23 protein-coding genes, 2 tRNA genes and 1 pseudogene are annotated in these 25,968 nt (G+C 62.4%); 9 read left to right on the top strand and 17 right to left on the bottom strand.

Translation table 11 applies throughout. From position 1 onward, the window contains the following. Positions 1–34: 34 nt before the first annotated feature. Positions 35–433, bottom strand: a complete 399-nt coding sequence (locus tag ACLBKS_RS00130; protein ID WP_410190770.1) for a hypothetical protein — start codon at positions 431–433, stop codon at positions 35–37. Between the two features lie 418 nt (positions 434–851). On the opposite strand from ACLBKS_RS00130, the gene ACLBKS_RS00125 reads away from it, so the two are divergent. The 9 genes from ACLBKS_RS00125 to ACLBKS_RS00085 all read left to right on the top strand — a co-directional run bounded on the left by ACLBKS_RS00125 (position 852) and on the right by ACLBKS_RS00085 (position 7,077). Next, positions 852–1,523, top strand: a complete 672-nt coding sequence (locus ACLBKS_RS00125; protein WP_410190769.1) for a helix-turn-helix domain-containing protein — start codon at positions 852–854, stop codon at positions 1,521–1,523. 89 nt (positions 1,524–1,612) lie between these two features. Continuing rightward, the gene (locus ACLBKS_RS00120) at positions 1,613–2,236 is read left to right on the top strand and encodes a hypothetical protein (protein WP_410190768.1); all 624 of its coding nucleotides are present in this window, start codon (positions 1,613–1,615) and stop codon (positions 2,234–2,236) included. Further along, positions 2,233–2,373, top strand: coding sequence for a hypothetical protein (locus ACLBKS_RS00115; RefSeq protein ID WP_410190767.1), 141 nt, complete (start codon positions 2,233–2,235; stop codon positions 2,371–2,373). Before ACLBKS_RS00120 ends, ACLBKS_RS00115 begins: the two co-directional genes overlap by 4 nt. Positions 2,374–2,963: 590 nt before the next feature. Then, on the top strand, positions 2,964–4,124 hold the full coding sequence (locus ACLBKS_RS00110; protein ID WP_410190766.1) for a phage/plasmid replication protein, II/X family: 1,161 nt from the start codon (positions 2,964–2,966) through the stop codon (positions 4,122–4,124). Between the two features lie 24 nt (positions 4,125–4,148). Next, complete coding sequence (locus tag ACLBKS_RS00105) at positions 4,149–4,457, top strand: hypothetical protein (protein WP_410190765.1); 309 nt, start codon at positions 4,149–4,151, stop codon at positions 4,455–4,457. Further along, positions 4,454–5,326 carry a hypothetical protein gene (locus ACLBKS_RS00100; protein ID WP_410190764.1) on the top strand — a complete coding sequence of 291 codons (873 nt, stop codon included), beginning with the start codon at positions 4,454–4,456 and terminating at the stop codon, positions 5,324–5,326. The genes ACLBKS_RS00105 and ACLBKS_RS00100 overlap by 4 nt, the downstream gene beginning before the upstream one ends. Positions 5,327–5,333: 7 nt before the next feature. After that, positions 5,334–5,861, top strand: coding sequence for a hypothetical protein (locus ACLBKS_RS00095; protein WP_410190763.1), 528 nt, complete (start codon positions 5,334–5,336; stop codon positions 5,859–5,861). A gap of 14 nt (positions 5,862–5,875) precedes the next feature. Then, positions 5,876–6,100: a DUF4224 domain-containing protein gene (locus ACLBKS_RS00090; RefSeq protein ID WP_410190762.1), complete on the top strand. Its 225-nt coding sequence runs from the start codon at positions 5,876–5,878 to the stop codon at positions 6,098–6,100. 155 nt (positions 6,101–6,255) lie between these two features. Then, positions 6,256–7,077 carry a tyrosine-type recombinase/integrase gene (locus ACLBKS_RS00085; protein ID WP_410190761.1) on the top strand — a complete coding sequence of 274 codons (822 nt, stop codon included), beginning with the start codon at positions 6,256–6,258 and terminating at the stop codon, positions 7,075–7,077. 17 nt (positions 7,078–7,094) lie between these two features. Here ACLBKS_RS00085 and ACLBKS_RS00080 read toward each other — a convergent pair whose 3' ends face one another. The 16 genes and pseudogenes from ACLBKS_RS00080 to ACLBKS_RS00005 all read right to left on the bottom strand — a co-directional run. Then, entirely contained in the window at positions 7,095–7,808 is a 714-nt protein-coding gene (locus ACLBKS_RS00080; protein ID WP_410190760.1) for an NYN domain-containing protein, read from the bottom strand. A gap of 222 nt (positions 7,809–8,030) precedes the next feature. Continuing rightward, positions 8,031–8,106: transfer RNA gene (locus ACLBKS_RS00075), tRNA-Phe, on the bottom strand. 40 nt (positions 8,107–8,146) lie between these two features. Further along, positions 8,147–8,914 carry a response regulator gene (locus tag ACLBKS_RS00070; protein WP_410190759.1) on the bottom strand — a complete coding sequence of 256 codons (768 nt, stop codon included), beginning with the start codon at positions 8,912–8,914 and terminating at the stop codon, positions 8,147–8,149. Between the two features lie 56 nt (positions 8,915–8,970). Beyond that, a complete protein-coding gene (locus ACLBKS_RS00065; protein ID WP_410190758.1) occupies positions 8,971–11,382 on the bottom strand; it encodes an ATP-binding protein in 2,412 nt (803 codons plus the stop codon). 16 nt (positions 11,383–11,398) lie between these two features. After that, positions 11,399–12,187, bottom strand: a complete 789-nt coding sequence (locus tag ACLBKS_RS00060; RefSeq protein ID WP_410190757.1) for a DUF4390 domain-containing protein — start codon at positions 12,185–12,187, stop codon at positions 11,399–11,401. Continuing rightward, entirely contained in the window at positions 12,147–13,550 is a 1,404-nt protein-coding gene (rsmB, locus tag ACLBKS_RS00055; protein ID WP_410190756.1) for a 16S rRNA (cytosine(967)-C(5))-methyltransferase RsmB, read from the bottom strand. Before rsmB ends, ACLBKS_RS00060 begins: the two co-directional genes overlap by 41 nt. Before the next feature lie 84 nt (positions 13,551–13,634). Continuing rightward, positions 13,635–17,858 carry a DNA-directed RNA polymerase subunit beta' gene (gene rpoC, locus ACLBKS_RS00050; protein WP_410190755.1) on the bottom strand — a complete coding sequence of 1,408 codons (4,224 nt, stop codon included), beginning with the start codon at positions 17,856–17,858 and terminating at the stop codon, positions 13,635–13,637. Positions 17,859–17,883: 25 nt separating this feature from the next. Beyond that, entirely contained in the window at positions 17,884–21,996 is a 4,113-nt protein-coding gene (rpoB, locus tag ACLBKS_RS00045) for a DNA-directed RNA polymerase subunit beta (protein WP_410190754.1), read from the bottom strand. Between the two features lie 274 nt (positions 21,997–22,270). Continuing rightward, the gene (gene rplL / locus ACLBKS_RS00040) at positions 22,271–22,648 is read right to left on the bottom strand and encodes a 50S ribosomal protein L7/L12 (protein ID WP_410190753.1); all 378 of its coding nucleotides are present in this window, start codon (positions 22,646–22,648) and stop codon (positions 22,271–22,273) included. Between the two features lie 48 nt (positions 22,649–22,696). After that, positions 22,697–23,197, bottom strand: a complete 501-nt coding sequence (rplJ, locus tag ACLBKS_RS00035) for a 50S ribosomal protein L10 (RefSeq protein ID WP_006298331.1) — start codon at positions 23,195–23,197, stop codon at positions 22,697–22,699. A gap of 278 nt (positions 23,198–23,475) precedes the next feature. Beyond that, positions 23,476–24,171: a 50S ribosomal protein L1 gene (gene rplA, locus ACLBKS_RS00030; protein WP_410190752.1), complete on the bottom strand. Its 696-nt coding sequence runs from the start codon at positions 24,169–24,171 to the stop codon at positions 23,476–23,478. A 1-nt stretch (position 24,172) separates the two neighbouring features. Further along, the gene (gene rplK / locus ACLBKS_RS00025; RefSeq protein WP_035604641.1) at positions 24,173–24,604 is read right to left on the bottom strand and encodes a 50S ribosomal protein L11; all 432 of its coding nucleotides are present in this window, start codon (positions 24,602–24,604) and stop codon (positions 24,173–24,175) included. A 123-nt stretch (positions 24,605–24,727) separates the two neighbouring features. After that, a complete protein-coding gene (gene nusG, locus ACLBKS_RS00020; protein ID WP_410190751.1) occupies positions 24,728–25,318 on the bottom strand; it encodes a transcription termination/antitermination protein NusG in 591 nt (196 codons plus the stop codon). Next, entirely contained in the window at positions 25,318–25,701 is a 384-nt protein-coding gene (gene secE / locus ACLBKS_RS00015; RefSeq protein ID WP_410190750.1) for a preprotein translocase subunit SecE, read from the bottom strand. The genes nusG and secE overlap by 1 nt, the downstream gene beginning before the upstream one ends. A 110-nt stretch (positions 25,702–25,811) precedes the next feature. Then, positions 25,812–25,887: transfer RNA gene (locus tag ACLBKS_RS00010), tRNA-Trp, on the bottom strand. Between the two features lie 11 nt (positions 25,888–25,898). Then, a pseudogene (locus ACLBKS_RS00005) lies at positions 25,899–25,968 on the bottom strand (elongation factor Tu); the annotation flags it as partial.

Raw genomic sequence — 25,968 nt, 5'->3', positions numbered from 1 at the left:
GGAGCAGTGCACGTTTCCTGCGATCAGGCGGCGCTCAACGGTCGGCCACGGGCAGAGGCGCCACAGCGCCACCCCAAGACGCCAGCAGAAAATCGGCCAGCCGGTCCGGCACGTCATTGTCAAAGCTCATCAGCAATTCCGGCGCCTGGGCCTCGGCCGCGGCCTTCAGGACGCCCGCGAGACTTTCCCGCTGCGCCTCGGTCGCCGTGTAGTGGTGCCTCTGGGTGAGGCTGTCCAACGTAGCGTCGCGCAAACGGTCCGAACCGAGCACGTACCAGGCATAGTCGATCTCATAACGCTCAAAGGCGTCCTTCAGGCTTTCACCATTCAGCTTGGCCTCCTGCGCGAAGTGGTGCAACGTGCGGGTGCTCAGGGTGCTCATGACATAGGCCATGGACGCGGCGTGATCGGTCGCGGAAGTGTCGAGGTTCATGGAGTACTCCTGGTGAGATGGCGCGTGAGCGCGAGACGCATCGGCCCTGCGCCACCTGGACAACAGGGCTGACCGATGCATGAACGTGAACCAGTCACACGCCCCACGGTGAGGCGGCTGGTTTCAGGCAAGAAAACGGCGCTGGGCCGCTGGGGAAACCGCCAGAAATCGGGCTCGGCCGCGGCTCAAGGCACCGGGACGGCGTTGAAAACAAAAAGCCATCCCTGAACGGGGATGGCTTTTTGAGGAAGTTCTGGTGGCCTGGGGCGGAATCGAACCACCGACACGCGGATTTTCAATCTATCTATTTCTTCCGACCCGACAACGACTTGCATCATAAACCATCTACAAATCATGTGCCGCACTCCCCCGGCCAAGCCCCGTGTATCCTTTGGCTTGTTTTGTTTTGTAGAACGCTTTGAACACCCCCGCAACGACCACAACACAACTGCCCCCCGACGGTGATAGGGAGGTAGGCGAGCGCCTAAAAGTAGCGCGAGAGGAACGTGCCTTTACCCAAAACGTCGTCGCCGCCCGCACGAAGATGGTTGACCCTGAAAAAAAGGGAATCTCACGTACGGCCATCATTGCTTACGAACAAGGTACCACCCGGCCTGGACTTCGAGAGATCAAATTGCTCTGCGAAGTTTTGCGCATCACCCCAAGTTGGCTGATTTACGGCAGTGAAAGTGCCTCCGCTGTTGGCCAACCCAGCATGGAACTGTTTGCCCTGGGAAGGGAGAGGGAGCTTGACGGAGTTTTGCGAACAGCCTTGGCCCTAATGGCATTGAAAGGTCACGAGCGCGATGCACTTCAAAGCTTAGTTCTCTCTCTTGCGGGCCGCCAGTTAGGCGACATGCGACTATCCGCTCTAGTCAGTGCCGATTGGATGTTTCGCGAAGCGTTCGTTGCGGCCTTGCGCAGCTACTCCCGAGAGTTTGATGAATCCAAAAGCTTGGAGGAAATTGCCCAGGAGATTTCCGCCGAAAGTACAACCAACATCGGAAACCGCTTTCGCCTGGATGAGAACGGCGAAATTTTGAATAAAGAAGCCGCCCTTTATTCCGATCCGAAGGAAGAAAAGTCTTAATTTCCAACAAAAGACAGTCGTAAAATTTGACAAGTTAGAAGTCAGGTATGTAAACTCCATTACGTCAATTTTGACGACACGGAGTTTATATGAGCACTTCCCCCAAGGGCATCACGCCCGAGCAGCTACGGCAAGCTGCCAAAGACCTCAACCTCACGGTTGCGGTCATTGCCGAAAGCACAGGCATCCCCAAGGCCTACATCAGCGAGTTCCGCAACGAAAAGCGCGAACTTGCTCTGACCCAGCAAATCGAGCTTCGAAACTTCCTTGAGGCCCAGTACACGGCCCAGGGCGTTGAGATGCCCACCTCTGAGATGGAGGAGGCACCGCGCATCAGCCAGGTGTCCCGCCCGGCCATCCTGCTGGACCCGGACTTACCCAAGAATGCAGCCGAAAAGCTGTTCGACCTGATCGAAGCCAACCGGGTCAAGGTGGCGGCCATCCTTGAGTCCGACTTCAAGAGCGGCGGCATGTTCGGCGGAGAGTTCTCCATCGAAACCGAAGGCGCCATCCGCGAATTGTTCGGGCTTCTGGCCTTGAGCCATATCGCGTTCTTGATGCTGCAAGGCAAGAACCTTCTGCCCAGCACGCTGCCCGAAGCCAGCAAACCCAAGACGCTGGGCGACTGGTTCTACAGCTACATCGCGTCATCGCCCCTGAGCGATCTGATCCCTGTTGCCGTCATGGCCGAGCCCGAAGCGGAGGCCGCATGAGTACCGTCGCCGTTCCCGTTTCCATGGTTGCAGGTTCTAGCCGCGGCGCACTCCTGGCCGTGGGCGTGCTGGGACTGATTGCGGCATGGGTCATCATGACCCGGCCCGCTTCGGACGCTCCAAAGAAGCAAGTTTGACGGAGGCTCCGATGCGTTCCAAGCCGTCAAACGCCTGTTCTTACGCGGGCCTTCGCCCGATTCGAGACGTTTTACCGGAGGCCGTGGCCCTCCTAGCCCGGCGTAGCGCTACCGCTAGGGGCGGTAGGGCTAGGGCTACCGCTAGCGTGCCTGCGTTGTGGCCGGAGTACCTGCCCGGTGGCATGCCTTGTACTGCCAAGCAGGGACCGTCGCACGCCGAGGTGCCGGTATGACGGGCCGCTGCGGAGCGCCGAGCGGGGCACCCGTGGGCGCGAAGGCGCACACGGGGGGCGAGGGAAGCCCGTCAGTCCAGATGGTGGCGTGCTCTGCCAGCGCAGGCACGCCCGCCAAGCCGTTTGCCTGGTGGTCTTCGCCAGCCCAGCGCGCTTTGCGCGCTCATGCACCCGCGCCGATTGCCCCGCCCATTCGCCGTCCTTTCTCAAGGCCGAATTCCAGCCCTCGCGGTTCCGAGTCGGCCTTGCAAAAGGCTCGAATTCTTCCCCTCACGGGAAGTAACACCCCGTATGAGTCTCACCAGTGAGACAGGCCCGGAAATGCCACTGGACACGGTAAGGCTCAGGACACCCCCCATGCAGCGCACCATCGTTGACCGAATCCGGGCACAAGGCGAAAGCTACTGCCGCATCCAAAACGAAACCGGGGAACGGGTCTGGGAGGTCACCCGTACGAACCTGCTGGGGTCATTTGACTCCCGGATCATGGTTAAGCCCATGTATGAGGACTGCATCAAATCCAAGTCCGGGAAACCTGAGTGGCACCCTTGCACGCCGTACCTGGTCATCGAGTGCTCGATAGCGAAGATCCTCAATGGCCATAACGTGTATGGCGGGTTAAACGACCTGTCAGACGCATCGAAACGCTTGCGAGACCTGCTGCAACACCTTCTAGGCGTACCGCTACCCGATACGAAGCATTGGACAGTGCAGCGCGTGGACTGGGCCGAGAACTTCCATTTGTCTTACCAGGCAGTGCAGGAGTTTTTTGAGGGGATTCATCACATCGCTTTTCCGCGTCGCAAGATGCAGAAGTACGGAAATGAGGCCGTTTTCATCCCCGGCACCACCACAACGATCAAGCTCTATCACAAAGGACCGGAATTCGGAAAGCATGACCGCAAGCGGCTTTACGTGGTCATGCGAAGCCTGTACCAACAGAACCGCCCCCGACATGCACCCGAGCAGTGGGCGCAGTCGCAGGCGTCACGCAAGGTAGCAGCCCTACAGCGTCTAGCAAACAACCGCCTGCGCGCCGAGGTGGAGATTCACGCGGAGAAGCTGGACTACGACTTTGGACACCGGCCCAAGGTGCATGAAGTCAGCGCGGCCTATCTGCACGAAGTCTTCGACAAGGAAATTTCCCGCCTGCTGCGCGAAGGTAAGGACGCCACCCAAATCGTGCGTACCAGCTTGGCCGTGCGAGACCGTCTGGAAGCCCACTATTCCCCTGAGCTTGCGGGCCTGTTGCATGGGTTCTGGTTCAACCTCGCCACTCACGGTGAGGAGGACACAAGAAAGCGCAACTCCCGCCCCACGTTCTATCGCCGTCGCAAGCAACTGGTCGATGCCGGCGTTTCGTGGCTAACCACCGATGTTCAACTCATCGAGCGTCAGGGGCAACTCTTGCCCGTTGACTTCTCCCCCGTTCGTGCGAATCCGAGGCGCTGCTGTGTCCCGGTGCGCGAAAGACCTGCGCTCAGTTATGAGCGTGGATTACTCCAACTGGCCGCATGAGGCCACCCCCGAAAGGAAACCACCATGAGCGAAACCGTTTTGATTCTCCGCGCTGCGAAATGGGAAATGGCCGACGAAAGAACCGGCGAAATCCGCAAGGGTTGCACCATCCACTACATCAACGATTACCAGGTGGAGACACCGAACGCCGTTGGCGATGCGCCGATGAAGGTGCAGGCCAGTGATGAAGTTTTCGCAGAGGTGAAAAAGCACAAAGCCCCCGGCGTTTACGAAATCAACACCCGCACCAAGCCCGGCAAGGAAGGGCAAGCCACTGTCGTGATGACTCAGGCGAAGTTTGTGCAAGCGTTCACCCTTGCCCAAGCCCGATGAATCAGGGCACAACCATGCGGCACCTTTCCATCGCTTTGGCGCTGGTCATGACAGCAACGGCTCTTGCCATGTCTGTCGCCAGTTCCCTGACACGCGCAGAGACGCAGGCCGACAAGATCATTCTTGCGGCCTTGTCCGTGTGCCTGGTGCTGGCAGTTCACTTGCTGCCCGCCCTCACACATCAGGCGGGACGGCTGCTGCTGATTGCTGCTCCGGTATGGCTTCTATGCCTGGTCGCGGCAATCTTCGGGCATGCGGTCTTTTTCATGAGTGCATGGCAAGCATCCGCCGATGCCAAGGTTATGCCTACCATGAAGGCCCAAGCCGATGCCATAGAAGACAAACGACAGGCCATAGAGGCCACGCTCAGCACCATCCGCGCACGGCCGACCGTCACCGTCGCCGCACAGCTTGCCCGCGCTAAGGCCGACCCGTTTGCAGCGCCCGAACTCGTTCAGCGCCTCGAAATCGAACTGGCGGAATCGCAGCGCGCCGCGCGGTTGCGCGATGACTTGGTAAACCTTGCGTCCACCACGGTCAGCAGCGCAGGGAATCGCGCTGTAGCAGATCCAGTAATGCAAGCGATCACCCGAGCCACCGGTTGGCCCGAGGACAGGGTTTTGCTCGGCTTCAATGGCCTGTTGGCCGCACTGGTGGAGTTCCTTGGTTGCCTTTTCTGGTTTCTTGGAATCGCGCCCCAACGGACCGCATCGACTCTTGCGACATATCAGCCGGACCTTGACCGGATTCGTTTTGCTGTTGAGCGAGGCGAGTGCCGTCCCAGTATCTCCAGCATCCGCGAATACCTGCGCTGCTCTCAAGCCCGCGCCATGGAACTGCGCCGTCTGCTCGTAAAGCAAACCACATGAGGCAGTCATGCTCTCTGCATCCACCGAAATTGGAAACAACTACGAAGGCTTGTTCGACGTTTTCTACGCCGAATTGGGGAGAAAGCGCGTCCGCGAAATCTTAGGCGTTTGTTCAAGGACGATTGACAACTGGCGCCATGGAACTACTCGCGTGCCCAAGGCTGTAGTTTTGGCGCTCTACTGGGAAACCCAGTACGGACGCTCATTGATCGAGTGCGAAATGATCAATGAAATCCAACTTCTTTATCAGCAAAACACGATTCTGCGAGACCAATTCCGCAAAGCGAAAGACATCGTCGCGGGACTGCGTCGACTCCAAACTGGCACGGCCAATGAGGCGTACTTTGACGATCTGACGGACTGCTATGAGAAGCATCAAACCTTTCCAAGTCAATTTATCGTTCCCGATGCACGTCAACATTTTGAGAATGCAGATACACCTCGGGCGGTTGATTGGTACTTCGGGGTACCGACCCAGCCTGAGGCTGACAAGGCTGAGGCAATCCCGCCGCGCAGGACGGCTGCTGCTGCGTAAGGGAGGGGCATACAGTGGGATCAGACCTCTTCCTCACCAGCGAAGAAGTTGGCACGTTGACGGGCTACAAACTGCCCGCGCACCAAGTGCAATGGTTGCGCTCAAAGGGCTGGCGCTTTGAACTCAATGGCAACCGCCGCCCTATCGTGGCCCGCAAGTACGCGGAAAAGATGCTGGGCTGCGGCATCCCCGAAGAGGCGACCTACAAGCCCAATTTCGCGGCATTGCAGAGGGTGTAATGGGCCGTCGCAGGCAATCGAATTTCGATGATCCACCGCGCTTCCACAAAAAGGGGAACGTCTGGTATCACGTCAGCGGCACTCTGCCCCGCATTTGGACGAAGCTATCAGACGATCGGGCCGAGGCCTTGCGCCTGTGGGCACAACGTGAAGGCGTGCGAGAAGACGACTCCACCCGACTTTTCTCGGTAGTGGCCCGGCGCTACGTGCGCGAGGTTCTACCGACCAAGGGAGTACGCACCCGGCGCGACAACGAAAAAGAGCTGGCGAATCTGCTCAAGGTCTTCGCGCACATGCCCATTGATGCCATCGCGCCCATGCATGTGCGGGAGTACTTGGACATACGCGGTCAGGTGGCACCAGTTCGTGCGAATCGAGAGAAGGCGCTGTTCTCCCACATCTTCAACAAGGCCCGTGAATGGGGCTACACGGCCGCGCAGAACCCGTGCCAAGGGGTGAAGGGCTTCAAGGAAACCGGGCGCACCCGGTACGTCACGGACACCGAATTTGACCAGGTGAAGGCCCACGCGCATTACACGGTGGTTGATGCGATGGACTTGGCCCTGTTGACCGGTCAGCGGCCCGCCGACGTGCTCAAGATCAAGCGGACAGATATCCGGGACGGCGCGCTATGGGTGGTGCAGAACAAGACCGGCGCGCGCCTGGGCATCGAAATCACCGGGCAACTGGCCGAGGTCATCGAGCGGATCAACCTGCGTCCACGGAACGCGATCAGCCCATTCCTGATCCAAGACGAAAACGGTCAGCCACTCAGTCAGTTCGCCTTGCGCTCACGCTTTGACAAGGCTCGCACCTTGGCCAAGGTGGATTTTCAGTTCCGGGATATTCGGGCCAAGGCGGCGACTGATACCGGCGACTTGGCGCACTCACAGAAGTTGCTGGCCCACAAGAACAGGGATATGACCGAGCACTATGTCAAATCCCGCGTCGGTGAGCGCGTTAAACCGCTTCGCTAGTCAATCAGCGACCGCTATTACTCTCCGGGGTCAGCAGGGATGGCCGCAGCTGGTGCAGGCGCATCATCTTCCTTGTCACGCTGGGGCCTGGCACAGGTTGTTCGCAGGCCATCTATGTGCTCGTACAGGTTCATAGGTATGGACTGCCACATCGGATCAAGAACGAAATCCACACCTTCGCGTCTAGCCAATTTCGCAGCTGGTACGAAGTCGGCGTCCCCTGCAATAAGGACGATTTGATCTACCTGTTTTTTGATCGAGAGGGAGGAAATATCGATGCCGATTCGCATATCTACCCCCTTCTGCCGAGCATTCGGTATTACATCGCCTTCGGCCAAGTCTTCGAATTTTCTCTTACCCTTTAGCAACTCATCAATAACGTTGGGTTTAATGGTCCAAGGGGTGTCATTCGCTAAATGACCAAGCCGAAGTGCAACTTTTCTTTTTGCACGCAGCAGATCATGCAACTTCAAACGGAAGATGGCTTCTCCTGATTTGGAGAAATCCACGCCTTTCTTTGTGATTGGATTGTGGAGCTTCTTTTCCAGTGGGGGACAGTCGTAAAAGAAGATTCTGTACAGATCGCGACGGCGGCCACCATCTGAGAGGTGCGCAATTGCGCATCGAAATGCGAATTCAGATGCCCTGACTGGATCTAAGGCGTTGTGCGGTTCAATGCTTCTGAAGCGTTTGATGAAGTACGCCCCATCAATCAATATTGCCGTTGGCATTTGTCTCCCCACCTTGCTTGCGTGACGCAGCACAAACAAAAACGCCCTAGGGGTCGGCACATCCAATATGAGGCGGACGGCTTACTGCCAAGGGCGGGATAGGAGAAGTCTAGCGTTTGCTAAACATTCTGTTGATTGAAATTCTCTATCGATTTGTAGAAAACTCCAGCGATTTGTAGAAACGCCCCAGAACCCGAATCGGGCGCTGGGGCGCATAAATACTGGTGGCCTGGGGCGGAATCGAACCACCGACACGCGGATTTTCAATCCGCTGCTCTACCAACTGAGCTACCGGGCCGTGAGCCGCAGATTATAGCAGCAAAGTCCGACCAAACTTTTCAGAACCCGGAGGGCGGGCCTTGAAGGCTGTCGAGTCCTTCATCGCGTCCGTCATCGCTGCTCGCCGCGATGGGCGCGGCGCGCTTGCCCCGGCCCAGGTCCACGCCGAGTTGCTTGAGCTTGCGGTAGAGGTGGGTGCGCTCCAGGCCGGTTTTTTCGGCGACGCGCGTCATGGAGCCGTTCTCATGCGCGAGGTGGTATTCGAAATAGGCTTTCTCGAAGTCGTCGCGCGCTTCGCGCAAGGGCTTGTCGAGCTGGAAGTGCTGCTTGGCCGGAGGACCGGGGTCGACAGGGACCAGCACCGGGGATTCCGCGGCAGGCACGGCGCCGGCCATCGACACCGGCGCTCCCATCAGAGCGCGGGGGCTCGGCGCGGCGGCCGCGGGAGATGCTGGCGCGCTGCTGCTGCGCGCCAGGCCCTGCTCCACCGCCTTGAGCAGCTTCTGCAGGGTGATGGGTTTTTCAAGGAAGGCTTGCGCGCCGATCTTGGTGGCGGCCACCGCCGTCTCGATGGTGGCATGCCCGCTCATCATGATCACAGGCATGGTCAGCAGGCCAGCGGCCGACCATTCCTTGAGCAAGGTCACACCATCGGTGTCGGGCATCCAGATGTCCAGCAGCACAAGGTCGGGACGTTCGCGCTGACGAGCCTCGCGCGCCTGCGCCGCGTTCTCGGCCAACTCGACCGCGTGGCCCTCGTCGTTGAGGATTTCCGAGAGCAGATCGCGGATGCCGAGTTCATCATCGACGACCAGTATGTTTGCCATGGTGTGAACGCAGGGATCTCGAAACGATGGGTAAGGCGCGACAAAAGAAGATGGCTTCAGGTCGACGCGACCGGCGGCTCTACGGTGAATGATAACGACACTTGCGCGCCGATCACTTGATCCTCGGCGACGCGGTTGGAAAGATCAATGCGCGCGCGGTGATCGTCCATGATCTTCTTGACCACGGCCAGGCCCAGCCCCGTGCCCTTGGCCTTGGTGGTGACGTAGGGCTCGAAGGCGCGCTTGAGGATGGTGTCCGGGAAACCCGTGCCCCAATCCAGCACGGACAGGCGCACCCGGCTGCGCGCGGGGTTCCACTGCGTGCGCACCAGCACGGCGAATTCGGGGCCGCTGCGCCCGGCGGTTTCGGTGGCGTCCTGGGCGTTCTGCAGCAGGTTGTGCAGCACTTGGCGCAGTTGCTGGGCGTCACCCCGGATGAGCGGGCAGGCGGGGTCCAGCTCGGCGCGCATCAGCACGTGCGGAGACGGCGTGGGGCCAGCCAGCAGGGAGAGTTGCGGCGAGGGTTGCGCATCGCCGAGGTAGAGCTGCAGCACGTCCTGCACCAAGGCGTTCAAGTCCAGCGGCTTCAACTCGGCCGCGGGCAGGCGCGCGTAGTCGCGGAATTCGTTGACTAGGCGCTTCATGGCATCCACCTGGTCCACGATGGTCTTCACGGACTTGGTGACCACCGCTTGCTCGGCGGGCTCGACCTTGCCGGTGAGTTTTTTCTCCAAGCGCTCGGCCGAGAGTTGGATGGGTGTCAGCGGGTTCTTGATCTCGTGCGCCAGGCGGCGCGCAACCTCGCCCCACGCCTGGGCACGCTGCGCCGAGACGATGTCGGAGATGTCGTCGAACACCAGCAGCCACAGGCTGCGGCCCTGCACGCCGCCGGGCAATTCAGCGCCACGCACGACGAGGGTGAGCACATCGCGGTCTTGGGTGCCCATCAGGTCGGCGATCTCGGAAGCGCGCTCGTTCGCGCGCAATAAGCCTAACTCGATGGACTGCTGCCAATGGTCGAGTGAGCGATCACCCTGCTCCGCGCGTTCCGCGACGAAATGCTCAAACTGCAGCCTGACCTGGCGCGCGAAGTCTTCCAGACCTGCGATCTCTGGCAGGCGACGCCCGACCCACGGGTCCACCGGCGTGCGCAGGGCGCCGCGCAGGATCAACTCGGCCCCAGGATTGACCGACTGGATCACGCCCTGCGCGTCCAGCACCATGACACCCGCCGTGAGGTTATCCAAGATGGTCTGCAAGTTCTCTCTCGCGGCGCTGACCTGGCCCATGCTGGCCTCGACCGCGCGCCGCGCGTCCGCGAGCTGTTGGGTCATGTCGGCGAACGAACGCGTCAATCCGCCCAACTCGTCGCGGCCTTGCAGCGCGGCTTTGGGGGTGAGGTCGCCGGCCGCCACCTGGCGCACGCCCTCGGCCAGCAGCAGCAGGGGCTGGGTGATCTGGTTGCCCAGGGCAACAGCCAACAGCACGGCGCCAAAGATGGCCAGAAAGAGGCTGAGCGTCAGCGTGCCGATGTACATGCGGCGCAAACCTTGGCGGGCCAGCGAACGCTCCTGGTACTCGTTGCGGGCCGCGGACACGGCCAGTGCGTTGGCCACCAGGCTTTCGGAAAGGGTTTGCGTCAATTCCAGGTAGCGCGGCTCATCCAAGGCGCCCAGGCTCATGCTGCGGCTGGGCACATTCGGCATGCTCACCAACGCCTGGATACGGGCGGGAGCGGGGGCCAGGGCGTTGGCGTCTTCCAGCCCCTCGATCCATGTCACCACCTGCTGACGGCGTGCGCGCTCCAGTTGCGTGGCGGCCGGCCTTTCGGTGTGCAAGGCGAAGCGGGAATCGCCAGCACTGGCCAGCATGCGCAGGGATGAACCCTGCGCGCGCCAGAGCACGGCATCGTGCACTTCCAATTGGTCACGCAAACGCTCAAGCATCAGCCCAGCCTCCACGTCGGAGACATCCTGCAGCTGGCCCGCGGCCAGCCTGGCCTTGGCGGCCAGATCGTTGGAGAGCGAATCCAGCGTCGCGCGCCCCAGATTGAGGCCCGCCTCCAGCGCCCCCTCCACCTGCACGTCGAACCAGCTCTCGATGGAGCGCGCCACGAACTGGTAGGAGACCACGTAGATCAGCAAGCCAGGAACAAAGCCAGCGAGGGCGAACACCAGCGACAGCCGCAGCAGCAGACGGCTGCCGAAACGGCGTTGGCGCAGATGCCGCAGCAAGCGCACCGCCACCCAACCGATGGCGATGAACAGCGCGACGGCCACCACGACATTCAGCGCGAACAAGCGCCCGTAGTGGCGCTCGTAGAGTTCGTGCTTGCCGGTGGCCTGAGTCAGCAGGAACAGCAGCACAAGACTCAGGGCCACCACGATGGTGAGCAGCACCAGCAGGACCAGGCGCAAGGAGCCCGGGGAACGGGCCACTGCGGAAAGGCGGGGCAGCAAGGGTTTCACACCGACACCTTGGGAGTCAATCCAGGCGCTCGACGGTGAAGGTACGCTGGCGGTTCAGGTCCAACTCCCAGCCGTCATCTCCCAGGGCGCCGATCTGCAAGGGCCGGGGCAGTTTGTCGGTGTCGAGATGAAAGTGGAACTCGATGCGGTGGTCGTCTTCGGCTTCCAGGGCCGACCAATCAGCGACCCGCCATTGGGTGATGTGCTGGATGACGGCCAGGGCCTCCTCCAGGCTGTCAAAAGTCTGGGCCAGCGCGGCGTTGCCAGCACGCGCCGCCGATGCCGCGCCCACGCTGAGGCGCCAGCGCTGCGTGAGCGGCTGATAGACCAAGCGCCACTGACGCTGCGCGCGGCTGACGCGGGTGTCCAACCACCACCAGCGCTCGCGGTAGATCTCGACCTCGGCCGTGAAGATCACCGAGAGGCCCTTGTACAAGGCATCACGCACTGGCTCTGGCAAATCAAAGCGCAGACGCACGCCTAGCTCGAGGGCATCGCCCTGGCGGCGAAGTTGCAGCGCACTCACCGTGGGCGCCTGGGACGCACGCGCCACCGCAGGCAACGGGGGCGGGTTCAGCGCTGCCGGCGTCGGGGACGCGACGGGCGCGGGAGCAGGATTGCTGACGGCTTCGACAGCAGCCTGGTCTTCTGCGGCGCCTGACACGGCCGGGGCTGCCTGGGCGGTCGTGGTTTGCGCCCACCCCAGCACCACGAAGGTGAAGGCCGCGCCCCAAATCAGGGCATGGCGCAGCCGAGCCGAGACCTCAGCCCCCCTCTTTTGCCAACAGCGCGTAATAAAAGCCATCGTGCCCACGGATGGCATTGTCCGTGAGCGCCTCGGATTGAATCGCTGAATGAGGCCATAAATGCCCCGGAGCGGGTCGTAAGGACGCCTCTTTGTTGTGCGCAAGAAACGCCCGCACCTGTTCCTCCCCCTCCGCTTTGAAAACGGAACAGGTGCAGTAGAGCATCCGGCCTCCGGGCAGCAGGCGCGGCCAGAGAGCCGCCAACAGTCGGGCCTGCTGGCGCGCTAGGCTGGCAATGTCGCTTTCCCGGCGCAGCCAGCGCACGTCCGGATGCCGCCGCACGATGCCCGAGGCGGTGCACGGCGCGTCGAGCAGGATGGCGTCGAAGCGAAGTTCGTCGCCCAGACCGGCCGCGCGCCAGGCGGCGGCTTGGCCCGCGTCGGCGGCGACCACCCGGGCCTGCAAGCCCAGGCGTTGCAGGTTCTCGTCGATGCGCCGGCAACGTTCGGCGTCCACGTCCAGCGCGATGACCTCTGCGTCCAGGCCGCGCGCCGTGATCAATTCCAGGAGATGTGCCGTCTTGCCACCGGGGGCGGCGCATGCGTCAAGCACGCGGAGGGGGCGGCCGGGCGTCTGCGCGGCGGGCAGCTCATCCAGCAACAAGGGCGCGGCGAGCTGGGCCGCGGCGTCTTGTACGGACACACGCCCCTGGGCAAACCCGGGAATGCGGTGCACCGGCAAGGGCTGCTCCAGCGTCACGCCCTGCGTGCCATTGCGCTGCGCGGCGATACCGCTCGCCTGCAAGTCGGCAAGGTAGGCCTCCACCGGGCCTAGAGCGAGGTTGACACGCAGCGTCAATGGAGGCGGGCTGTTGTTGGCTTCGAGCACGGACTGCCACTGGGTGGGCGCCTCGTGCCGCAGTCGCTCGATCCACCAGCGCGGGTGATTCCAGCGCGCCACCAGTGCGGTGGCTGGGTCCTCGGCGATTTCGGCCAACAGGTCCACGCGCTCGCGCAGGAAACGACGCAGACAGGCATTGAGGAAGCCTGCGCTGTTGCTGACGGAACGTGAACCGTGGCGTTTGGCGGCCTCCACCGCCTGGTTGACCAGGGTGTGAGCGTCGTAATCCTGGGCTTGCGTGCTGGCCAGCGCCAGGGCCAGGCACAACAAGGCGTCCACCACGGGCACGGGCTTGCGCGGCGCAAGCAGGGCCCGCAGCGCCTCGGCGCGGCCCAGGCCGCGCAGCGCGCCATAGGCCAGGGCCTGCACGCCCGGGCGCAGACCGGCGGCCACGGTTTCGATCGCGTCGCTGGCGGAACGGCCCGCGCGCACGGCGGCCAGCACCTGGGCCGCCGCCTGCAGCTGTTGCCACAACTCGGGCGCGCGCAGGGCGGAAGGAACGGAGGAAGAAGCGTCAGTCATGCGGCACAAAGAAAAACGCCCCAAGGCTCGCGCCTTGGGGCATGGGCAGGGACCCGACCGTGACGGAAGTCACGGCAGGGGCGATCACTCGCCTTGCTCTGCGGCCGTGGTGGTGGCGCTCTCGCTGCTGCCTTGAGCGGCCAGTTCGGCTGCCTCGGCATCAGCGATGGCGCGGCGCTCGGCCTCGTCCATGTTCTCGCGCACCTTGCGGGCCTCGTGGTAGGCCATGCCGGTGCCCGCGGGAATCAGGCGGCCGACGATGACGTTTTCCTTCAGACCACGCAGCTCGTCGCGCTTGCCCATGATGGCGGCTTCGGTCAGCACGCGCGTGGTTTCCTGGAAGGAAGCCGCGGAGATGAACGAATCCGTGGACAGCGAGGCCTTGGTGATGCCCAGCAGCAGGTTGGTGTAGGTCGCGGGGATCTTGCCATCCTTGCGCAGCGCGTCGTTGGTGTTGAGGATCTCCGAACGCTCGACCTGCTCACCCTGGATATAGGTGGAGTCGCCCGGGTTCTCGACCACGACGCGGCGCAGCATCTGGCGCACGATCACTTCAATGTGCTTGTCGTTGATCTTCACGCCCTGCAGACGGTAGACGTCCTGCACCTCGTCAACGATGTAGCGCGACAGCTCCTCGATGCCCAGCAGTCGTAGGATGTCCTGCGGATCGGCCGGACCGTCGACGATGCTCTCACCCTTGTTGACCACCTGGCCTTCGTGCACCAGGATGTTCTTTTCCTTGGGCACGAGTTCTTCCCAGACCTTGCCTTCGGGGTCGGTGATCTGCAAGCGCACCTTGCCCTTGGTTTCCTTGCCAAAGGAGACCGTGCCAGTCTGCTCGGCCAGCACGCCCTTGTCCTTGGGCGAGCGGGCTTCGAAGAGCTCGGCCACGCGCGGCAGACCGCCCGTGATGTCGCGGGTCTTCTGGCCTTCCACCGGGATACGGGCCAGCACTTCGCCGGGGCCCACGTCCTGGCCGTCGCGCACCTGGATCAGCGCGCCGATCTGGAAGCCGATGGTCACGGAGTGGTCGGTGCCCGGAATCTTGACTTCCGAGCCCGAGGCGTCGAGCAGCTTGACCTGCGGGCGCACGACCTTGGCGGAACCGCGGCGCTTGGGGTCGATCACGACCAGCGTCGACAGGCCCGTCACTTCGTCCACCTGCTTGGCCACCGTCAGGCCTTCCTCGACGTTCTCGAACTTCACCTGGCCGGCGAATTCCGTGATGATCGGGCGGGTCAGCGGGTCCCAGTTGGCGAGGATGGCACCGGCCTTCACGGCCTGGTCGGCCTTGACGGTCAATACCGCGCCGTAGGGCACCTTATGGCGCTCGCGCTCGCGGCCGTGCTCGTCATGGATGACGATCTCACCGGAGCGGGCGATCACCACCAGCTCACCCTTGCTGTTGGTCACGTAGCGCATCGTGGCGTTGAAGCCGATCACGCCGTTGGACTTGGCTTCCACGCTGGAGGCGATGGCCGCGCGCGAGGCGGCGCCACCGATGTGGAAGGTACGCATGGTCAGCTGCGTGCCGGGTTCACCGATGGACTGGGCAGCGATCACGCCAACGGCTTCACCGACGTTGACCAGGCCACCGCGGCCCAGGTCGCGGCCATAGCACTTGGCGCAGATACCGAAGCGGGTCGCGCAGGTCAGCGCGGTGCGAACCTTGACTTCATCGACGCCCAGGAGTTCGATTTCCTCGATGGTGTCTTCGTCCAGGATCTGACCGGCGGGCACCAGCACGGCGCGCGTCTCGGGGTGCAGCACGTCTTCGGCGGCGGTGCGGCCCAGGATACGGTCACGCAGCGACTCGATGACTTCACCGCCCTCGACGATGGCGCGCATCAGCGAGCCGTCGTGCGTGCCGCAGTCTTCCTGCGTCACCACCAGGTCTTGCGTCACGTCCACCAGGCGGCGGGTCAGGTAGCCGGAGTTGGCCGTCTTCAGCGCCGTGTCGGCCAAGCCCTTGCGGGCGCCGTGCGTGGAGATGAAGTACTGCAACACGTTCAGACCTTCACGGAAGTTGGCCGTGATGGGCGTCTCGATGATGGAGCCGTCGGGCTTGGCCATCAGGCCGCGCATGCCGGCCAGCTGGCGGATCTGCGCAGCGGAGCCGCGCGCGCCCGAGTCGGCCATCATGTAGATGGAGTTGAAGGACTCCTGGTCCACCGTCTTGCCGTGGCGGTCGGTGGTCTTCTCGACGCGCAGCTGGTCCATCATGACCTTGGAGACCTTGTCGCCCGCCTTGCCCCAGATGTCCACCACCTTGTTGTAGCGCTCACCCACGGTGACCAGACCCGAGACGTACTGCTGCTCGATGTCCTTCACTTCCTTCTCGGCGGCCTCGATGATTTCCTGCTTTTCCTTGGGGACCAGCATGTCGTCGACCGAGATCGAGATGCCCGCGCGCGTGGCCAGGCGGAAACCGTTCTGCAGCAGCTTGTCAGCGAACACCACGGTTTCCTTCAGACCGCACTTGCGGAAGGAGACGTTGATGAGCTTGGAGATTTCCTTCTTCTTGAGCGCCTTGTTGATGTTCTCGAAAGCCAGGCCCTTGGGCAAGATTTCGGACAGCAGAGCGCGACCCACCGTCGTGTCGACCAGCTTGGTCTCGGGCACGAACTCGCCCGTGGCCTTGTCCTTGGTCCACTCGGTCAGGCGCACGCTGATCTTGGCGGTCAGCTCGACCGTGCCCGAATCCAGCGCGCGCTGGACTTCGGCCACGTCGGCGAACACCATGCCGTCGCCCTTGCCGTTGACGCGTTCACGGGTCGTGTAGTACAGACCCAGCACCACGTCCTGCGAGGGGACGATGGAGGGTTCGCCGTTGGCGGGGAAGAGCACGTTGTTGGAGGCCAGCATCAGGGTGCGGGCTTCCATCTGCGCTTCCACCGACAGCGGGACGTGCACGGCCATCTGGTCGCCGTCGAAGTCGGCGTTGAAGGCGGCGCAGACCAGCGGGTGCAGCTGGATGGCCTTGCCTTCGATCAGGATGGGCTCGAAGGCCTGGATGCCGAGGCGGTGCAGCGTGGGCGCGCGGTTCAGCAGCACCGGATGCTCCTTGATCACCTCTTCCAGGATGTCCCACACCACCGGCGTGCCGGATTCGACTTCCTTCTTCGCGGCCTTGATGGTCGTGGCGATGCCCATGGCCTCGAGGCGCGAGAAGATGAAGGGCTTGAACAGCTCCAGGGCCATCAGCTTGGGCAGGCCGCACTGGTGCAGCTTGAGGGTCGGGCCCACGGTGATGACGGAACGGCCCGAGTAGTCGACGCGCTTGCCCAGCAAGTTCTGGCGGAAACGACCGCTCTTGCCCTTGATCATGTCGGCCAGGGACTTCAGCGCGCGCTTGTTGGCGCCCGTCATGGCCTTGCCACGGCGGCCGTTGTCCAGCAGGCTGTCCACGGCTTCCTGCAGCATGCGCTTCTCGTTGCGCGCGATGATTTCCGGCGCCTTGAGCTCCAGCAGACGGCGCAGACGCGAGTTGCGGTTGATGACGCGGCGGTACAGGTCGTTCAGGTCGGAAGTCGCGAAGCGGCCGCCGTCCAGCGGCACCAGCGGACGCAGGTCCGGCGGCAGCACGGGCAGCACTTCCAACACCATCCACTCGGGCTTGATGCCGGACTTCTTGAACGCTTCCAGCACTTTCAGGCGCTTGGCGTTCTTCTTGACCTTCATCTCGGAGCCGGTCAGGTCATTGCGCAGGCGCTCGATCTCGACTTCGATGTCGATGCCTTGCAGCAGTTCCTTGATGCCTTCGGCGCCCATCTTGGCCTGGAATTCGTCGCCGTATTCCTTGACCTTGGCGTCGTAGTCGTCCTCGCTCATGATGCTGAACTTCTTCAGCGGAGTCATGCCGGGGTCGGTCACGACATAGGCTTCGAAGTACAGCACGCGCTCGATGTCGCGCAGCGTCATGTCCAGCACCAGGCCCAGACGCGAGGGCAGCGACTTCAGGAACCAGATGTGGGCGCAAGGCGCGGCCAGGTCGATATGACCCATGCGCTCGCGGCGCACCTTGGTCTGCGTGACTTCAACGCCGCACTTCTCGCAGATCACGCCACGGTGCTTGAGGCGCTTGTACTTGCCGCACAGGCACTCGTAGTCCTTGATCGGGCCGAAGATCTTGGCGCAGAACAAGCCATCGCGCTCGGGCTTGAAGGTGCGGTAGTTGATGGTCTCGGGCTTCTTCACCTCGCCGAAGGACCAGGAACGGATCTTCTCGGGCGACGCCAGGCCGATCTTGATGGCATCGAAATGCTCATCGGGAGTGAACTGCTTGAACAGGTCGAGTAGGGATTTCATGAAACTCTTTCCTTTTCAAATCTAATTAGGAACGCTCGAGCTCGATGTCCAGGCCCAAGGAACGGATTTCCTTGACCAGCACGTTGAACGATTCCGGCATGCCGGCCTCGATGGCGTGCTCGCCCTTGACGATGTTCTCGTACACCTTGGTGCGGCCCTGCACGTCGTCGGACTTGACGGTGAGCATTTCCTGCAGCACGTAGGACGCGCCGTAGGCTTCCAGCGCCCACACTTCCATTTCGCCGAAACGCTGGCCACCGAACTGCGCCTTGCCGCCCAGCGGCTGCTGGGTGACGAGCGAGTACGGGCCCGTGGAACGCGCGTGCATCTTGTCGTCGACCAAGTGGTGCAGCTTCAGGTAGTGCATGTAACCCACGGTGGTCGTGCGCTCGAAGGCGTCACCGGTGCGGCCGTCGTACAGCTGTGCCTGGGTGCGGGTCTCGTTGAGGCCCTTGGCCTTGGCCACGTCGTCGGGGTACGCCAGCTTGAGCATGCCGCGGATTTCCTCTTCGGTCGCGCCGTCGAAGACAGGCGAGGCGAAGGGCACGCCGCTGGTGAGCTCCTGAGCCATCAGGCGCAGTTCGTCATCCTTCAGCTTGGCCAGCTCTTCCTTGCGACCCGCGCCGTTGTAGACCTGCTCCAGGAAGCCGCGGATCTCGGTCGTGGCGGCCTCGCGCTGCAGCATGTCGCCGATGCGCTGGCCCAGGCCCTTGCCAGCCCAGCCCAGGTGGACTTCGAGCACCTGGCCGATGTTCATGCGCGAAGGCACGCCCAGCGGGTTGAGCACGATGTCCACGGGCGTGCCGTCGGCCATGTAAGGCATGTCCTCGACCGGGGTGATCTTGGAGACCACGCCCTTGTTGCCGTGGCGGCCGGCCATCTTGTCGCCGGGTTGCAGGCGGCGCTTGACGGCCAGGTAGACCTTGACCATCTTGAGCACGCCCGCGGGCAGCTCGTCGCCCTGCGTGAGCTTCTTGCGCTTCTCTTCGAAAGCGAGGTCGAAGCTGTGGCGGGTCTGCTCCAGGCTGTTCTTGATCGATTCGAGCTGCGAAGCCACTTCGTCGTCCGCCGGGCGGATGTCGAACCAGTGGTGCTTCTCGATGGAAGCCAGGTAGGCCTTGTCGATCTTGCTGCCCTTGGCCAGCTTGCTCGGGCCACCGTTGGCGGTCTTGCCGTTGAGCAGCTTCTCGATCCGGTCGAAGGCGTCAGCCTCAACGATGCGCAGCTGATCGTTCAGGTCCAAGCGGAAGCGCTTGAGTTCATCGTCGATGATCTGCTGAGCGCGCTTGTCCCGCTGGATGCCTTCACGGGTGAAGACCTGCACGTCGATGACGGTGCCTTGCGAACCTTGGTCCACGCGCAGCGAAGTGTCCTTCACGTCGGAGGCCTTCTCACCGAAGATGGCGCGCAGCAGCTTTTCTTCCGGCGTCAGCGTGGTCTCGCCCTTGGGCGTGACCTTGCCGACCAACACGTCGCCCGGCACCACTTCGGCGCCGACGTAGATGATGCCGGACTCGTCCAGGCGGTTGAGTTGCTGTTCGCTCAGGTTCGGGATGTCACGGGTGATTTCCTCGGCACCCAGCTTGGTGTCACGCGCCATGACCACCAGTTCCTCGATGTGGATCGAGGTGTAGCGGTCGTCGGCCACCACGCGCTCCGAGATCAGGATCGAGTCCTCGAAGTTGTAGCCGTTCCAGGGCATGAAGGCGATCAGCATGTTCTGACCGATGGCGATCTCACCCAGGTCGGTCGACGCGCCGTCCGCGATCACGTCACCCTTGGCCAGTTTGTCGCCCTTCTTGACGATGGGACGCTGGTGGATGTTGGTGTTCTGGTTGGAACGCTGGTACTTGATGAGGTTGTAGATGTCCACGCCCACTTCACCGGCCACGGCTTCGTTGTCGTTGACGCGGATCACGATGCGGGTGGCATCGACCGAGTCGACCACGCCACCGCGCGTCGCCGTCACGACGGTGCCGGAGTCGATCGCGGCGACGCGCTCGATGCCAGTGCCGACCAGCGGCTTTTCCGGACGCAGCACGGGCACGGCCTGGCGCGACATGTTGGCGCCCATCAGCGCGCGGTTCGCGTCGTCGTGCTCCAGGAAGGGCACCAGCGAAGCGGCCACGGAGACGATCTGCGCGGGTGACACGTCCATGTACTGGATGCGGTCGGCGCCGACCAGCACGGATTCACCCTTCTCGCGGGCAGACACCAGCTCGTCGGTCAGGCGGCCGTCCTTGTCCAGGGCCGCGTTGGCCTGGGCGATGACGTACTTGCCTTCTTCGATGGCGCTGAGGTAGTCGATCTTGTTCGTGACCTTGCCGTCTTCCACGCGACGGTAGGGGGTCTCGATGAAGCCGTATTCGTTCAGGCGGGCGTACAGAGCCAGCGAGTTGATCAGGCCGATGTTCGGGCCTTCCGGCGTTTCGATCGGGCAGACGCGGCCGTAGTGCGTGACGTGCACGTCACGCACTTCGAAGCCAGCGCGCTCGCGCGTCAGACCACCCGGGCCCAGGGCCGAGACGCGACGCTTGTGCGTGATTTCCGCCAGCGGGTTGGTCTGGTCCATGAACTGGGACAGCTGGGACGCGCCGAAGAACTCCTTGAGCGCCGCGGAAATCGGCTTGGAGTTGATCAGGTCGTGCGGCATCAGCGGCTCTTGCTCGGCCTGACCCAGACGCTCTTTCACAGCCTTCTCGATGCGAGCCAGGCCGGTGCGGTATTGGTTCTCGGCCAGTTCACCGACGCAACGCACGCGACGGTTGCCCAGGTGGTCGATGTCGTCCACTTCGCCACGGCCGTTGCGCAGGTCAACGAGGATCTTGACCACGGCCAGGATGTCCTCGTTGGTCAGCACCATGGGGCCGCTGGGGTCGGAATTACCCAGCTTGGCGTTGAACTTCATGCGCCCCACGCGCGACAGGTCGTAGGTGTCCGGGTTGTAGAACAGGCGCTGGAACAGCGCTTGCACGGCGTCCTCGGTGGGCGGCTCGCCAGGGCGCATCATGCGGTAGATGGCGACGCGCGCGGCGAACTCGTCCGTCGTTTCGTCGATGCGCAGGGTCTGGCTGATGTAAGCGCCTTGGTCCAGCTCGTTCGTGTAGATGCACTGCAGCTCTTGCACGTTGGCGGTGCGCAGCTTCTTCAGCAGGGCCTCGGTCAGCTCTTCGTTGGCCTTGGCGATGATTTCGCCCGTATCCGGATCGACGATGTTGCGCGCGACCACGCGACCGATCAGGAAGTCTTCCGGCACGCTGATGTGGGTGGTGCCGGATTGCTCCAGCTCACGCGTGTGGCGCGCGGTGATGCGCTTGTCCTTGGCGACGATCACCTTGCCCGACTTGTCGGTGATGTCGAAGCGCGCCACTTCGCCGCGCAGGCGCTCGGAGACGAACTCCATCTGCGCGCCGCTGTCTTGCAGGCGGAAGTTGTCGTTGACGAAGAAGTTGGCGAGGATGGTTTCCGGGTTCAGGCCGATGGCCTTGAGCAGGATCGTGACCGGCATCTTGCGGCGACGGTCCACGCGGAAATAGAGGATGTCCTTGGGATCGAACTCGAAGTCCAGCCAGGAGCCGCGGTAAGGAATGATGCGAGCCGAGAACAGCAGCTTGCCCGAGCTGTGCGTCTTGCCCTTGTCATGCTCGAAGAACACACCCGGCGAGCGGTGCAGCTGCGAGACGATCACCCGTTCCGTGCCGTTGATGATGAAGGAGCCCTTGTCGGTCATGAGCGGCACTTCGCCCATGTAGACCTCTTGTTCCTTCACTTCCTTGACCACCTTGTTTTGCGGCGTCGAGGACTCGCGGTCATAGATGATGAGCTGCACGCGCGCGCGCACGGCCGATGCGAAGGTCAGGCCGCGGGTCTGGCACTCACGCACGTCGAAGGCGGGCTTGGCCAGGTTGTACTCAAGGAACTTCATCTCGACAAAACCGTTGTGCGAGACGATGGGGAACGCCGATTCAAAGGCGGCTTGCAAGCCTTCGGGCTTGCGCTTGGTGGAGGACAAGTCCGCCTGCAGGAAGCTCGTGTAAGCGTCCTTTTGCATCTGCAGGAGGTAAGGAATTTCCAGCACGCTATCGCGGCTGCCGAAGCTCTTGCGGATGCGCTTGCGTTCGGTAAAGGTGTAGGCCATGAGATCTCCGGGCTATGAGGCTCTAGGCGACTGGCGCGTCGGACGCGCGCGCGCGCACGTCAGCAGGCTTGGTGGTTGGCCGCTACCAACCTCTGGCGGACGGCCGCGCATTGCACGCGGCCCGAACCAAGGCGTCTTCTGCAGTCGGGGTCAGAAGACACTCGGAAAGAGCGCCATTGTGGCGCTTTTTCCGGGTGTGCTCTGGAGGCTCTCCTCTAAGCACCAAAGGCTGGAGTGCCTTTGCAGGTCACTCCAGCCTTCGAGCCAGGTCGAATTACTTGAGTTCGGCCTTGGCGCCGGCTTCTTCCAGCTTCTTCTTGGCGGCTTCGGCGTCAGCCTTGGGCATGGCTTCCTTGACGGTCTTGGGAGCGCCGTCCACCAGGTCCTTGGCTTCCTTCAGGCCCAGGCCCGTGATTTCGCGCACGGCCTTGATGACGGAGACCTTGTTGGCGCCAGCGTCGGTCAGCACGACGTTGAAGTCGGTCTTCTCTTCCGCGGCAGCGGCACCACCACCGCCACCACCAGCGGCCGGAGCGGCCATGGCGGCGGCGCTCACGCCAAACTTCTCTTCGATGGCCTTGACCAGGTCATTGAGTTCCATGACCGTCATGCTGTCCAGCGCGGTCAGAAAAGCGTCTTTATCGAATGCCATTTTTGATTCCTTCAAATTCCAATAAGTTGGTTGACTGGTCGCGCCCGTTCAGGCTGCGGCCGTTTCGCCTTTTTTCGCCGCCAAAGCACCCAGCACCACGGCGGTGCGGGAAATCGGCGACTTGAGCAAGCCGCACAGCTGGGCCAGCAGCACTTCCTTGGAGGGAATGCTTGCCAGCTGCTTCACGCCATTGACGTCCAGGGCCTTGCCACCGTATGCGCCGCCGCGAATCACCAGCTTGTCGTTGGTTTTCGCGAAGTCGGCCACCACGCGGGCAGCGGCCACGGCATCGGCGGAGAAGCCATAGATCAGCGGGCCGGTCATCTGGTCGCTCACGACCTCGAACGCACTGCCAGCCACGGCACGGCGGGCCAGGGTGTTCTTCAGAACACTCAGGCTCACACCCTGCTTGCGGGCTTCAGAGCGCAGCTTGGTCATGGCCGCGACCGTGACGCCGCGGTATTCCGCCATCACGAGCGTTTGAGCTTGAGCGGCGAGGCCGGTCACTTCGGAAATGACCGCTTCTTTCTCACTGCGATTCAGACTCAAGGTCTAACTCCTTCAAAATGCATCGGCTTGCAGGACGCCCGCCGATGCGCCTCTCTTGCAGCGACCAACTGTTTCGGAATTGGCATCCAATGCCTTATCCATCTGCAGCGGGATCGCCATCTGCGCTGGAAATTAAGCGTCCCCTCCAACGAGGAACCACGCACCAGCGGTCTCGGATGACCCGGAAAGCTTGGCAAGCTAAGTTGCGCCGCCTTCCGGCCCACCACATCGAGCCACCCTTGCGGGCGACTCAAATCTTCTTCAATGACGACACAGCCTCAGGCCGCGATCGTCTGCGTGTCCACGCGCACGCCCACACCCATGGTGGACGACACCGCGACCTTGCGCAGGTAGATGCCCTTGCTGGTGGCCGGCTTGGCCTTGTTCAGCGCGTCAATCAGCGCGGCCAGATTGCCTTGCAGCTTGGCAGCGTCGAAAGAGCGGCGACCGATGGTGCCGTGCACGATGCCAGCCTTGTCGGCGCGGAACTGCACCTGACCCGCCTTGGCGTTCTTCACGGCCGTGGCCACGTCGGGCGTCACGGTGCCGACCTTGGGGTTGGGCATCAGGCCACGGGGGCCGAGCACTTGACCCAGGGTACCGACCACGCGCATGGCGTCGGGCGCGGCGATGACCACGTCGAAGGGCATGTCGCCAGCCTTCACGCGAGCAGCCAGATCGTCCATGCCGACCACGTCAGCACCGGCGGCCTTGGCTTCTTCAGCCTTGGCGCCTTGGGCGAACACGGCCACGCGCTTGGTCTTGCCGGTGCCATGCGGCAGCACGACGGCGCCACGGACCACTTGGTCCGACTTCTTGGCGTCGATGCCGAGCTGCACGGCCACGTCGATGCTCTCATCGAACTTGGCGGTTGCGAACTGCTGAACCAGCTTGAGCGCGTCGCCCAGGGGATACAGCTTGGTGCTGTCAACCTTGCCTTGCAGGGCCTTGGCTTTTTTGGTGAGCTTGGTCATGTCACACGCCCTCCACATTCACGCCCATGGAACGGGCGGAGCCAGCGATCGTGCGCACGGCGGCGTCCAGATCGGCGGCGGTCATGTCCTTCATCTTGGTCTTGGCAATCTCCTCGAGCTGAGCGCGGGTGATCTTGCCGACCTTGTCGACGTGGGGCTTGGAAGAGCCCTTGTCCAGCTTAATGGCCTTCTTGATCATCACGGTCGCCGGCGGCGTCTTGATGATGAAGGTGAAGCTCTTGTCCGCGAAGGCGGTGATCACCACCGGCAGCGGCAGACCGGGCTCGACGCCCTGGGTCTGGGCGTTGAACGCCTTGCAGAACTCCATGATGTTCAGACCGCGTTGGCCCAGCGCGGGGCCAATCGGCGGCGAGGGATTGGCCTTACCAGCTGGCACTTGCAGCTTGATAAAACCGACGATTTTTTTCGCCATGCTTTACTCCTTGCGGGTGAAAACGCCTCGGCAACGCGCCTTGGCTCCCCGGGGTTAACGACTCATCGAGACCACATCCGCGCCGAGTCGGGAAGCGCGGACTGAAAACCGAATGGCGCCGGATCAGGTCTTTTCGACTTGACCAAACTCCAGCTCGACCGGAGTCGAGCGACCGAAGATCGTGACCGCCACGCGGACCTTGCTCTTCTCGTAGTTGACTTCTTCGACCGCGCCGTTGAAGTCAGTGAAGGGACCTTCCTTGACGCGCACCAGCTCACCCACGGTGAACTCGATCTTGTGACGCGGCTTGTCGGAACCTTCCTGCATCTGGTTGACGATCTTCATGACCTCCTCTTCGGAGATCGGGGTCGGCCGGTTGTTCTTGCCGCCGCCCACGAAGCCGGTCACCTTGCTGGTGTGCTTCACCAGGTGCCAGGTCTCGTCGTCCATCACCATCTCGACCAGCACGTAGCCCGGGAAGAACTTACGTTCCGTGGTGCGCTTCTGGCCGTTCTTGACTTCCACGACCTCTTCCATCGGCACGAGGATGCGGCCGAACTTGCCCTGCAGGCCCGCACGGTTGATGCGCTCCAGAATGTTTCGCTCGACCGCTTTCTCCATGCCCGAATAGGCATGAACCACGTACCAGCGCAAATCCGGATTCTTGGCTTCGGCCGGGAGATTGGAAGAGGTATCGATTGCGTCCGCCATCATCACTTCCTCCAACCCAGCAAGAGATCAAAAATCACCCATTCCAGGGTCTTGTCGGTCAGCCACAGAAACAGCGCCATCACCACGGCAAAACCAAAGACGTACAAAGTCATCTGGATCGACTCGCGGCGGGTGGGCCAGACCACCTTGCCCACTTCGCGCCAGGCATCACGACCGAAGCCCCAGAGGTCACGGCCCGGCTGCGCCGTGAAGAAAACGGCGATCGCCAGAACCAGCGCCAGCAGCAAAGAACCCCAGCGCAGCAAGCCGCCGTGGGCACTCAGACTGTAAAAAGCCACGAAGCCCGCCAGCAGCAGGATGACCGCCGCCGCCAGCTTGAGCTTGTCCAACCCGCTACCGACCGTTTCGACTTGTGACGTTGCCATATTTCTGAACCGATTCCCTACAACCCGCCAGCGCCCCTTGAGACGCTGAAGCCCGCCAGGTTGTGGCGGGCTTTTCGAACAAACCCAACCGATCTCGCGATCCGGTCAGGTGGCAGGGGCAGTAGGAATCGAACCTACAACCTTCGGTTTTGGAGACCGACGCTCTGCCAATTGAGCTATACCCCTACGCGACTCTCTTACTCGATGATCTTCGCCACGACGCCGGCGCCGACGGTCTTGCCGCCTTCGCGGATGGCGAAGCGCAGG

Source organism: Hylemonella sp. W303a (assembly GCF_046452315.1).
Lineage (GTDB): Bacteria > Pseudomonadota > Gammaproteobacteria > Burkholderiales > Burkholderiaceae_C > Hylemonella.
The sequence above is the reverse complement of the archived record's forward strand: the minus strand, read 5'-3'. Positions and strand labels throughout refer to the sequence as shown.

Bases quoted from the DNA above. Each gene is read 5' to 3' on its own strand.
- ACLBKS_RS00130 (WP_410190770.1), bottom strand. From the start codon at position 433: ATGAACCTCGACACTTCCGCGACCGATCACGCCGCGTCCATGGCCTAT.
- ACLBKS_RS00120 (WP_410190768.1), top strand. From the start codon at position 1,613: ATGAGCACTTCCCCCAAGGGCATCACGCCCGAGCAGCTACGGCAAGCT.
- ACLBKS_RS00115 (WP_410190767.1), top strand. From the start codon at position 2,233: ATGAGTACCGTCGCCGTTCCCGTTTCCATGGTTGCAGGTTCTAGCCGC.
- ACLBKS_RS00110 (WP_410190766.1), top strand. From the start codon at position 2,964: ATGCAGCGCACCATCGTTGACCGAATCCGGGCACAAGGCGAAAGCTAC.
- ACLBKS_RS00105 (WP_410190765.1), top strand. From the start codon at position 4,149: ATGAGCGAAACCGTTTTGATTCTCCGCGCTGCGAAATGGGAAATGGCC.
- ACLBKS_RS00100 (WP_410190764.1), top strand. From the start codon at position 4,454: ATGAATCAGGGCACAACCATGCGGCACCTTTCCATCGCTTTGGCGCTG.
- ACLBKS_RS00095 (WP_410190763.1), top strand. From the start codon at position 5,334: ATGCTCTCTGCATCCACCGAAATTGGAAACAACTACGAAGGCTTGTTC.
- ACLBKS_RS00080 (WP_410190760.1), bottom strand. From the start codon at position 7,808: ATGCCAACGGCAATATTGATTGATGGGGCGTACTTCATCAAACGCTTC.
- ACLBKS_RS00070 (WP_410190759.1), bottom strand. From the start codon at position 8,914: ATGGCAAACATACTGGTCGTCGATGATGAACTCGGCATCCGCGATCTG.
- ACLBKS_RS00060 (WP_410190757.1), bottom strand. From the start codon at position 12,187: ATGGCTTTTATTACGCGCTGTTGGCAAAAGAGGGGGGCTGAGGTCTCG.
- rsmB (WP_410190756.1), bottom strand. From the start codon at position 13,550: ATGACTGACGCTTCTTCCTCCGTTCCTTCCGCCCTGCGCGCGCCCGAG.
- rpoC (WP_410190755.1), bottom strand. From the start codon at position 17,858: ATGAAATCCCTACTCGACCTGTTCAAGCAGTTCACTCCCGATGAGCAT.
- rpoB (WP_410190754.1), bottom strand. From the start codon at position 21,996: ATGGCCTACACCTTTACCGAACGCAAGCGCATCCGCAAGAGCTTCGGC.
- rplL (WP_410190753.1), bottom strand. From the start codon at position 22,648: ATGGCATTCGATAAAGACGCTTTTCTGACCGCGCTGGACAGCATGACG.
- rplA (WP_410190752.1), bottom strand. From the start codon at position 24,171: ATGACCAAGCTCACCAAAAAAGCCAAGGCCCTGCAAGGCAAGGTTGAC.
- rplK (WP_035604641.1), bottom strand. From the start codon at position 24,604: ATGGCGAAAAAAATCGTCGGTTTTATCAAGCTGCAAGTGCCAGCTGGT.
- nusG (WP_410190751.1), bottom strand. From the start codon at position 25,318: ATGATGGCGGACGCAATCGATACCTCTTCCAATCTCCCGGCCGAAGCC.
- secE (WP_410190750.1), bottom strand. From the start codon at position 25,701: ATGGCAACGTCACAAGTCGAAACGGTCGGTAGCGGGTTGGACAAGCTC.